General features: G+C 68.8%; 7 protein-coding genes. 1 reads left to right on the plus strand and 6 read right to left on the minus strand.

Annotation, left to right across the window (positions count from 1 at the left end; all coding sequences use genetic code 11):
* Window positions 1-55 precede the first annotated feature (55 nt).
* The gene (locus RSO68_RS08730; RefSeq protein ID WP_315586308.1) at window positions 56-1,228 is read right to left on the minus strand and encodes a TauD/TfdA family dioxygenase; all 1,173 of its coding nucleotides are present in this window, start codon (window positions 1,226-1,228) and stop codon (window positions 56-58) included.
* A gap of 107 nt (window positions 1,229-1,335) precedes the next feature.
* On the opposite strand from RSO68_RS08730, the gene RSO68_RS08735 reads away from it, so the two are divergent.
* A complete protein-coding gene (locus tag RSO68_RS08735) occupies window positions 1,336-2,211 on the plus strand; it encodes a LysR substrate-binding domain-containing protein (RefSeq protein ID WP_089846923.1) in 876 nt (291 codons plus the stop codon).
* A gap of 44 nt (window positions 2,212-2,255) precedes the next feature.
* Here RSO68_RS08735 and ltaE read toward each other — a convergent pair whose 3' ends face one another.
* The 5 genes from ltaE to RSO68_RS08760 all read right to left on the minus strand — a co-directional run bounded on the left by ltaE (window position 2,256) and on the right by RSO68_RS08760 (window position 6,697).
* Entirely contained in the window at window positions 2,256-3,260 is a 1,005-nt protein-coding gene (gene ltaE, locus RSO68_RS08740; RefSeq protein ID WP_315586309.1) for a low-specificity L-threonine aldolase, read from the minus strand.
* Window positions 3,261-3,340: 80 nt separating this feature from the next.
* Window positions 3,341-4,162, minus strand: coding sequence for a M90 family metallopeptidase (locus RSO68_RS08745; protein ID WP_315586310.1), 822 nt, complete (start codon window positions 4,160-4,162; stop codon window positions 3,341-3,343).
* A 4-nt stretch (window positions 4,163-4,166) separates the two neighbouring features.
* Window positions 4,167-5,738, minus strand: coding sequence for a bifunctional GNAT family N-acetyltransferase/carbon-nitrogen hydrolase family protein (locus tag RSO68_RS08750; RefSeq protein ID WP_089846918.1), 1,572 nt, complete (start codon window positions 5,736-5,738; stop codon window positions 4,167-4,169).
* 134 nt (window positions 5,739-5,872) lie between these two features.
* On the minus strand, window positions 5,873-6,139 hold the full coding sequence (locus RSO68_RS08755) for a DksA/TraR family C4-type zinc finger protein (RefSeq protein WP_089847041.1): 267 nt from the start codon (window positions 6,137-6,139) through the stop codon (window positions 5,873-5,875).
* Window positions 6,140-6,295: 156 nt separating this feature from the next.
* A complete protein-coding gene (locus RSO68_RS08760; protein ID WP_089846916.1) occupies window positions 6,296-6,697 on the minus strand; it encodes a GlcG/HbpS family heme-binding protein in 402 nt (133 codons plus the stop codon).
* Window positions 6,698-6,834 lie beyond the last annotated feature (137 nt).

Below are 6,834 nucleotides of genomic sequence, written 5' to 3' on the forward strand. Positions count from 1 at the left end.
AGCGGGCGAGCGCCAAAGCGGGGCGCGCCCTCGCCGCCCGCCTCCCGACGTAGCCTCAGCCCCGGCGGGCCAGCACCCGCAGGCGAGACTCGCACATGTCGAGGTCAAGGTAGGTGCCCTGCAGGTGGCGCCGGCCGGTGCTGGGGTCGAAGGCGTTGCGCCCGTGCATCACCCGGCGGTTGTCGAAGGCGACCATCTCGCCCGGGGCCAGGGAGAACTCGAGCCGGTTCCGGGGATCCTGGGCCAGCGCCCAGAACGTGCGGTAGGCGTCGTACCAGGCATCGATCTCCTCGAGAGGGAGGCGCAGGGTGTCGCGGATCCAGTTGTTGAGTCGGACCTCGTTGACCCGGCCCTGCTCGTCGAGGGACAGCAGCGGCGCGGTCCACACCAGGTCGTGCTCTTCGTCCTGGAAGCGGAAGTCGATCTCGGTTTCGCTGAGCCGCCGGAACGCCTCCGGATCCTGGCGACGCAGCGCCTCGGCCGCGGCGAAGCCGTCGAAGAAGGTCGACTCGCCGCCCTCGGCGTCGTTCTCCAGGCAGTAGAGCAGCTGGATGTCTGGCGGGTGGCGCCAGTTGGGCAGGTCGGTATGCAGCGCCAGGCCGATGGCGGTGTAGGCGGCGTTGTTGGGGTTGGGCTTGGACTTCACGTCGAAGCGGGCGCCGAAGTTGGTGGCGCGCAGCGGCCCGATGCGACCCGCCAGTCGGCTGACCTCCTCATCGGCCAGCGGGCCGTTCTCGAGCAACACCAGGCCGTCGCGCAGCAGGGCGGTGAGCCAGGCCCGCTCGCCCTCGGCGCCGGCGACGAAGTCGGCGTGGTCGACGCGGGCCGGGCGGTAGTCACGATCCCAGGGGCGGCGAGCCGGCACGGCATCTTCCCGGGTCTGGCCCGGGCGGCGCTGATGCAGCCAGACGGCGTCGAAATGGCTGACGTGGTCGTCGGCCCAGTTCAGGATCAGGTTGCCGTCCTCGAGGCAAATGGCCGGTGCCTGCTTGGGCACCTCGAAGGCCATGTAGAGGCGCTCGCGGGTCATCGGGTGGCGGCACTCGGCGCAGGCGCAGTGGTCGCGCAGCCACGTCAGCGGAAACCGCGCCCGATCGCCGTTGCGCCAGCCAAGGGCTAGCTGTCGTCCGTCGTCCGTGGCCTCGGTGAGCGCAGGCCCCTCGGTGTGCGGGGTCAGTTCGCCCATGGGCAGCACGCTGCGAGCGTCGGCGGTCGGCGTATCGGTCATGATCGGCTCCTCCCTTGTGAAGGCGCTCATGTTGGCGCCTGGTCGGAGCACCGACAAACGATTAATCTGGCCCCTATGACCCCACTCAGCTTATGCATAGGTTATCCATGAGTCGGCTACCTCCCCTGCTGTGGCTGCAGGCCTTCGAAACGGCGGCGCGCACCCTGAGCTTTACCGCCGCCGGCCAGGAGCTGGGCGTGACCCAGGCGGCGATCAGCCAGCGCGTGCGCCTGCTCGAGGATCGCCTGGGCCAGAAGCTCTTCGTGCGTCACCCGCGCAGCCTCAACCTGACGCCGGCGGGGCAGGCCTGGCTGCCGTGCCTGCAGGACGCCTTCACGCGCCTGGCCGAGGGCACCGACGAGGTCTTCGGCGGCGGAGAGGCCCCGGTGACGCTGCGCACCACGCCGGTGGTGCAGCAGAACTGGCTGGCGCCGCGCCTGTGCGCCTTTCGCCGCGCGCATCCCGAGGTGGCGCTGAGGCTCGTCAGCGCCATCTGGCCGGACGACTTCGGCCCCGAGGGCGCGGATCTCGAGATTCGCTACGGTCAGGGCACCTGGTCGGGCATGGAGGCGGTATCTCTCGGCCGTGAGACAATGCTGCCGGTGTGCGCGCCGGCCCTGGCCGAGCGCATCACCGAGCCGGCGGATCTGGCGGAGCACACCCTGCTGCATGCCGTGGGATTCGAGGTGGGCTGGCCGGCCTGGCTGGAGGCCGTGGGAGTGCCGACGCTGGCTTCGCGCTGTGCGCCGCTGATTTGCGATACGCAGACCATGACGCTGTCGCTTGCGGCGCTGGGCGAAGGCGTCGCCCTGACCCATCGGCGACTGGTGGAGAGTCGAGACGACCTGGTGGCGGCCCTTGATCTGCCGGTCGATAGCGATGAGGCGTTCTGGCTGGTGCGTCCGGCCCGCGCGCCGGCGCGGCCGGAGGCGGTGATGCTCTGGGACTGGCTGACGGGCCAGCTCGACCCGGAGTCTGGCTGAGACGGCCGCTGGCGCCCTAGGCCCGTGTGCCCTAGGCCAGGGCGCTACTCCGCCAGATAGCTCCTGAAGGCCGCCAGCGTCGCGTCGATGGCGTCATCATCCAGGTCGCGGTGCACCACCAGGCGCGTGTCATACAGCACTTCGATCAGGATCCCGCGCTCGGCCAACCAGGCACGCAGCGGGGTGATGTGCCGCTCTGACACTCGCAGGAACACCATGTTGGTGGCCTGGGAGATCACCTCGATGTGCGGCAGCGTCCGCAGGCCCTCGGCCAGCTGCGCGGCGCGGCGATGGTCGTGGGCGAGATCCGCCACCTGGTAGTCCAGTGCGTGGTGACAGGCGGCGGCGATGATGCCGGACTGGCGCATGCCGCCACCCAGCATCTTGCGCCAGCGGCGCGCCGCGTCGATCAGCGCCTGCGAGCCCGTCAGGGCCGAGCCCATCGGCGCGCCCAGCCCCTTGGAGAAGCATAGGGAGACCGTGTCGAAGGGCGCACAGAGCGTGGCCAGTGAGGTGTCGGTGGCCACCGCGGCGTTGAACAGTCGGGCGCCGTCCAGGTGGGTCGCCAGGCCATGCTGCCGGGCCAGGTCGGTGGCCTGGTGCAGGTAGTTGGCGTCGATCACGCGTCCGCCGATGGTGTTCTCCAGCGCCAGCAGGCGGGTACGGGCGAAGTGGAAGTCGTCGGGCTTGATGGCGGCACGAATGCGCGCCAGCGGCAGCGAGCCATCCTCGGCGTGCTCCACCGGCTGTGGCTGGATTCCGCCCACCACCGCCGCGCCGCCACCCTCGTACTTGTAGGTGTGGGCCTGCTGGCCGGCGATGTACTCGTCGCCACGTTGGCAGTGGGCAAGCAGGGCGGCCAGGTTGCTCTGGGTGCCGCTGGGGAAGAGTAGGGCGGCGGCCTTGCCGGCACGCTCGGCCACGGCGGCCTCGAAGCGTGCCACGCTGGGATCATCGCCCCAGACGTCATCGCCCACCGGGGCGGCGTGCATGGCATCGCGCATGGCGGCGCTGGGGCGGGTGACGGTATCGCTGCGCAGATCGATCATGGGGGCTTCCTGGCGGTAGTAGGCGTTGGGGTCAGTGGTGCTCGGTCTCGGGGGGCTGATTCATCGAGTCCGACGCGGGCCTACCAGGGACGTAGGGAGCCGGCGTCTGCCGGGAGGCGCGCCAGCGGATCCTGATGGAAATAGCGCGACAGCAGTCCGTAGAGCGCCGGGTAGGCCCGGTGGAGGCGGGCGGGGTCGCTGAAGAAGTGCTCGCAGCAGACCGCGAAGCACTCGCCGGGGTGGCTCGCGGCGTAGTCGTCGATGGGCGTCGCCTCGCCCCGGGCGAGGCGCGCCTGGAGATCCTCCCAGACCCCCATGAAGATGCGGTACCACTCCCGCGGGTCGATCTCTCTCGGCAGCGGCGGAAAGCCGTCGACGTCCAGGGAATTGCCGAGGTCGAGCTTGTGGGCCAGCTCGTGGATCAGCACGTTGAACCCGTCGAACCCGCCGCTTGCCATGAGGTCGGGCCAGGCGACCACCACCGGGCCCTGCAGAGAGGTCTCACCGGCGCGCTCGTCGTCGTACTCGTGCACCACGCCGAACTCGTCCATCTCCTCCACTCGCCGCTGGAAGGCGTCGGGCAGGATCAGGATCTCGTGGACATTGGCGAAGGCATCGAGGTGCTCGCTGTCGCACCAGCCCAGGGTCAGCAGGCAGGCCTGGCCCGCCAGGGCGAGCCGGGCCGGGGCGTCGAAGGTGACCGTGCCGGCCAGCTCCGGGTGAAGGCTCAGGCGCTTGGCATGCACGAACTGCCAGGCTCGCTGACCCAGCCGCTCGGCCTGGTCGTCGGGCAGGGCTTTGATCAGCGCCACCCGCTCCCGGGCCTCGGCCCACTCGTCGGCGGGGAAGGGGTGGCGCGCCTCGAAACGCCGGCCCCCCAGGCGCAGCAGCCGGCCGAGCATGGCGTCAGCTCTCTTCCAGGTTGGCGCCGGACTTCCAGGACCAGTCGCGCCAACGCAGGTCGAACAGATCCTTGCGCCGATCCTTGAGGTTGGTCACCGAGCCCTCGGCGCGCACCACGGTCAGCCGGGTCAGGTCCAGATCCGAGAACATGATCATCTCGGTATTGGGCGTGGTCTCGGAGAGCACGGCGTCGTGGGGGAAGGCGAAGTCCGAGGGCGAGAAGACCGACGACTGGGCGTACTGGATCTCCATGTTTTCGATCGAGGGCACGTTGCCGACGCTGCCGCACAGCACCACGTAGCACTCGTTCTCGATGGCCCGGGCTTGGGCGCAGTGGCGCACCCGCAGGTAGCCGTTCTTGGTGTCGGTCCAGAAGGGCACGAAGAGGATGTCCATGTCCTGGTCGGCGAGCAGACGCGAGAGCTCGGGGAACTCGACGTCGTAGCAGATCAGGATGCCCACGCGGCCGGCGTCGGTGTCGAAGACCTGCAGCTCGTCGCCGCCCTCGATCACCCAGTCGCGGCGCTCCTGAGGGGTGATGTGCAGCTTGGTCTGGGCGTCGACGCTACCGTCGCGATGGAACAGGTAGGAGACGTTGAAGAGCTGGCCATCCTCATGCTCCTCGATCATCGATCCGGCGATGATGTTGATGTTGCAGGAGATCGCCATGCGCGAGAGCTCGGTCTTGAACTGCTCGGTGAAGCCGGCCAGGAAGCGGATGGCGGCCATCTGGTCCTGCTGGGCGGCGCGGTCCTGCAGGCCCATCAGCGGGGCGTTGAAGAGCTCGGGGAAGACGGCGAAGTCGCTCTGGTAGTCGGAGAGCGCGTCGACGAAGTACTCGACCTGCTGCAGCACCGACTCCACCGAGGAGAACTCGCGCATCTGCCACTGCACCGCGCCCACGCGCACCTGGGTCGGACGATTCTCCAGTACCCGCTCGGCCGGCTCGAAGAGGATGTTGTTCCACTCCAGCAGGGTCGCGAAGCCCTGTGACTTCTCGTCCTCCGGCAGATACTTGCGCAGCAGCCGCTTGACCTGGAAGTCGTTGGCCAGCTGGAAGGAGAGGATCGGGTCGTGGATCTCCTTGCGCGCCACCTTGTCGAGGTACTCGGCCGGGGAGAGCTCGTGGGCGTGCTGGTAATAGTGGGGGATGCGCCCGCCGGCGAGGATCGAGCGCAGGTTCATGGAGCGGCACAGCTCCTTGCGCGCCTCATACAGGCGCCGGCCCAGGCGGTAGCCGCGGTAATCCGGGTGGATCAGCACGTCGAGGCCGTACATGGCGTCGCCATCCTCATCATTGAGGATGGTCTCGCGCTTGCCGATCAGGTCGTCGTAGCGGTGCGGGTTGGAGAAGGTGTCGTAGTCGACCAGCGCGGTCAGGGCCACGCCGACGATGGTCTCGTCGTCCTCGATGAGGATCTGGCCGTCGGGGAACTCCGTGATCAGCTTGTCGATGGTGGCCTGGGGCCAGGCACCGCCGATGTCGTGATAGACCCGGTCCATCAGCGCTTTGAGCTGCGGGTAGTCGTCCGGGGTCAGGTTGCGCAGGTTGAGGTGCAGGTCGTCGAGGGACATGTGTGCCGGGGCTCCCGCCTAGGAAATGGTTGCAGTCTACCATGGGGTCGAGCCACGCATGATGCAACGCCGCGGCGGAAGGGGCGTCCCGAGTGGCGCCTCGCATCCGGCGGGAGCGGGCAGGCCGTGGCGCGTCAGCGCAGCTGGCTGTCCTTGCTGCCGCGGCGGTTGTATCCGGCGGCCGGGCCTTGCCGCTTGTCTCGCTCTGCCTGGCACCCGATGCAGAAGCGCACCCCGCGGATCGCGTCGCGGCGCGCCTGGGGGATCGGTTCCCCGCACTCGTCGCAGTGCTCGGCACTCTCGCCGTCCGGCAACTGCTGTCGCGAACGTGCCAGGGCATCCTCGACGGTGCTGTCGATCTGCTCCTGGACGGCACCATCCTTCGACCATCCACCAGCCATGAGCTCCTCCGAGACGCCCGGAGCGTCGACCCGAGTGGAAATGGTATCAGTCTGGACCACGCCCGGGATGAGTTCTACGTCCCACCGGCCCAGGGCGGCCCGCATCAAGAAGGCCCCGCCATGGCGGGGCCTCGAGAAGGGCGGGGCGGGCAGCGGTCAGCCGATGGCGGCGACTGCGGCCTTGGCCACCTGGGCGTCCTGATCCGACTTGACGCCGGAGATGCCCACGGCACCGATCACTCGACCGTCGACGACCACCGGCACGCCGCCTTCCAGCAGCCCCTCGAGGGGGGCGGAGAGAAAGGCGGTGCGGCCCTCATTGATCATGCGCTCGAAGACCTGGGTCTCCTTGTGGCTGAGCGCTGCGGTGCGGGCCTTCTGGGCGCTGATCATGGCGGTCATCGGTGCCGCGCCGTCAAGGCGTCGCAGGCCGAGCAATTCGCCGCTGTCGTCGGTGACGGCCACGGTCACCTGCCAGCCGTTGGCCTCGGCTGCCTGTTGGGCGGCGTCGAGAATGGCGTTGACCTCTGCGAGTCCGAGAATGGCTTTGGTCTGCATGGCATGCTCCTTGATTTGGATTTGGTTGGGATAGTGCAGAGAATCCCCGAGCCCGGGCCCGGGGGGAGAAAGGATTTCTTGGCGACCACGGCCCCGTCGAACGCAATGACGTCATCTCGTCTCGATCACTCCAGGGC

Origin of the sequence: Halomonas saccharevitans (assembly GCF_032333995.1) — a bacterium.
GTDB classification, from domain to species: domain Bacteria; phylum Pseudomonadota; class Gammaproteobacteria; order Pseudomonadales; family Halomonadaceae; genus Halomonas; species Halomonas saccharevitans.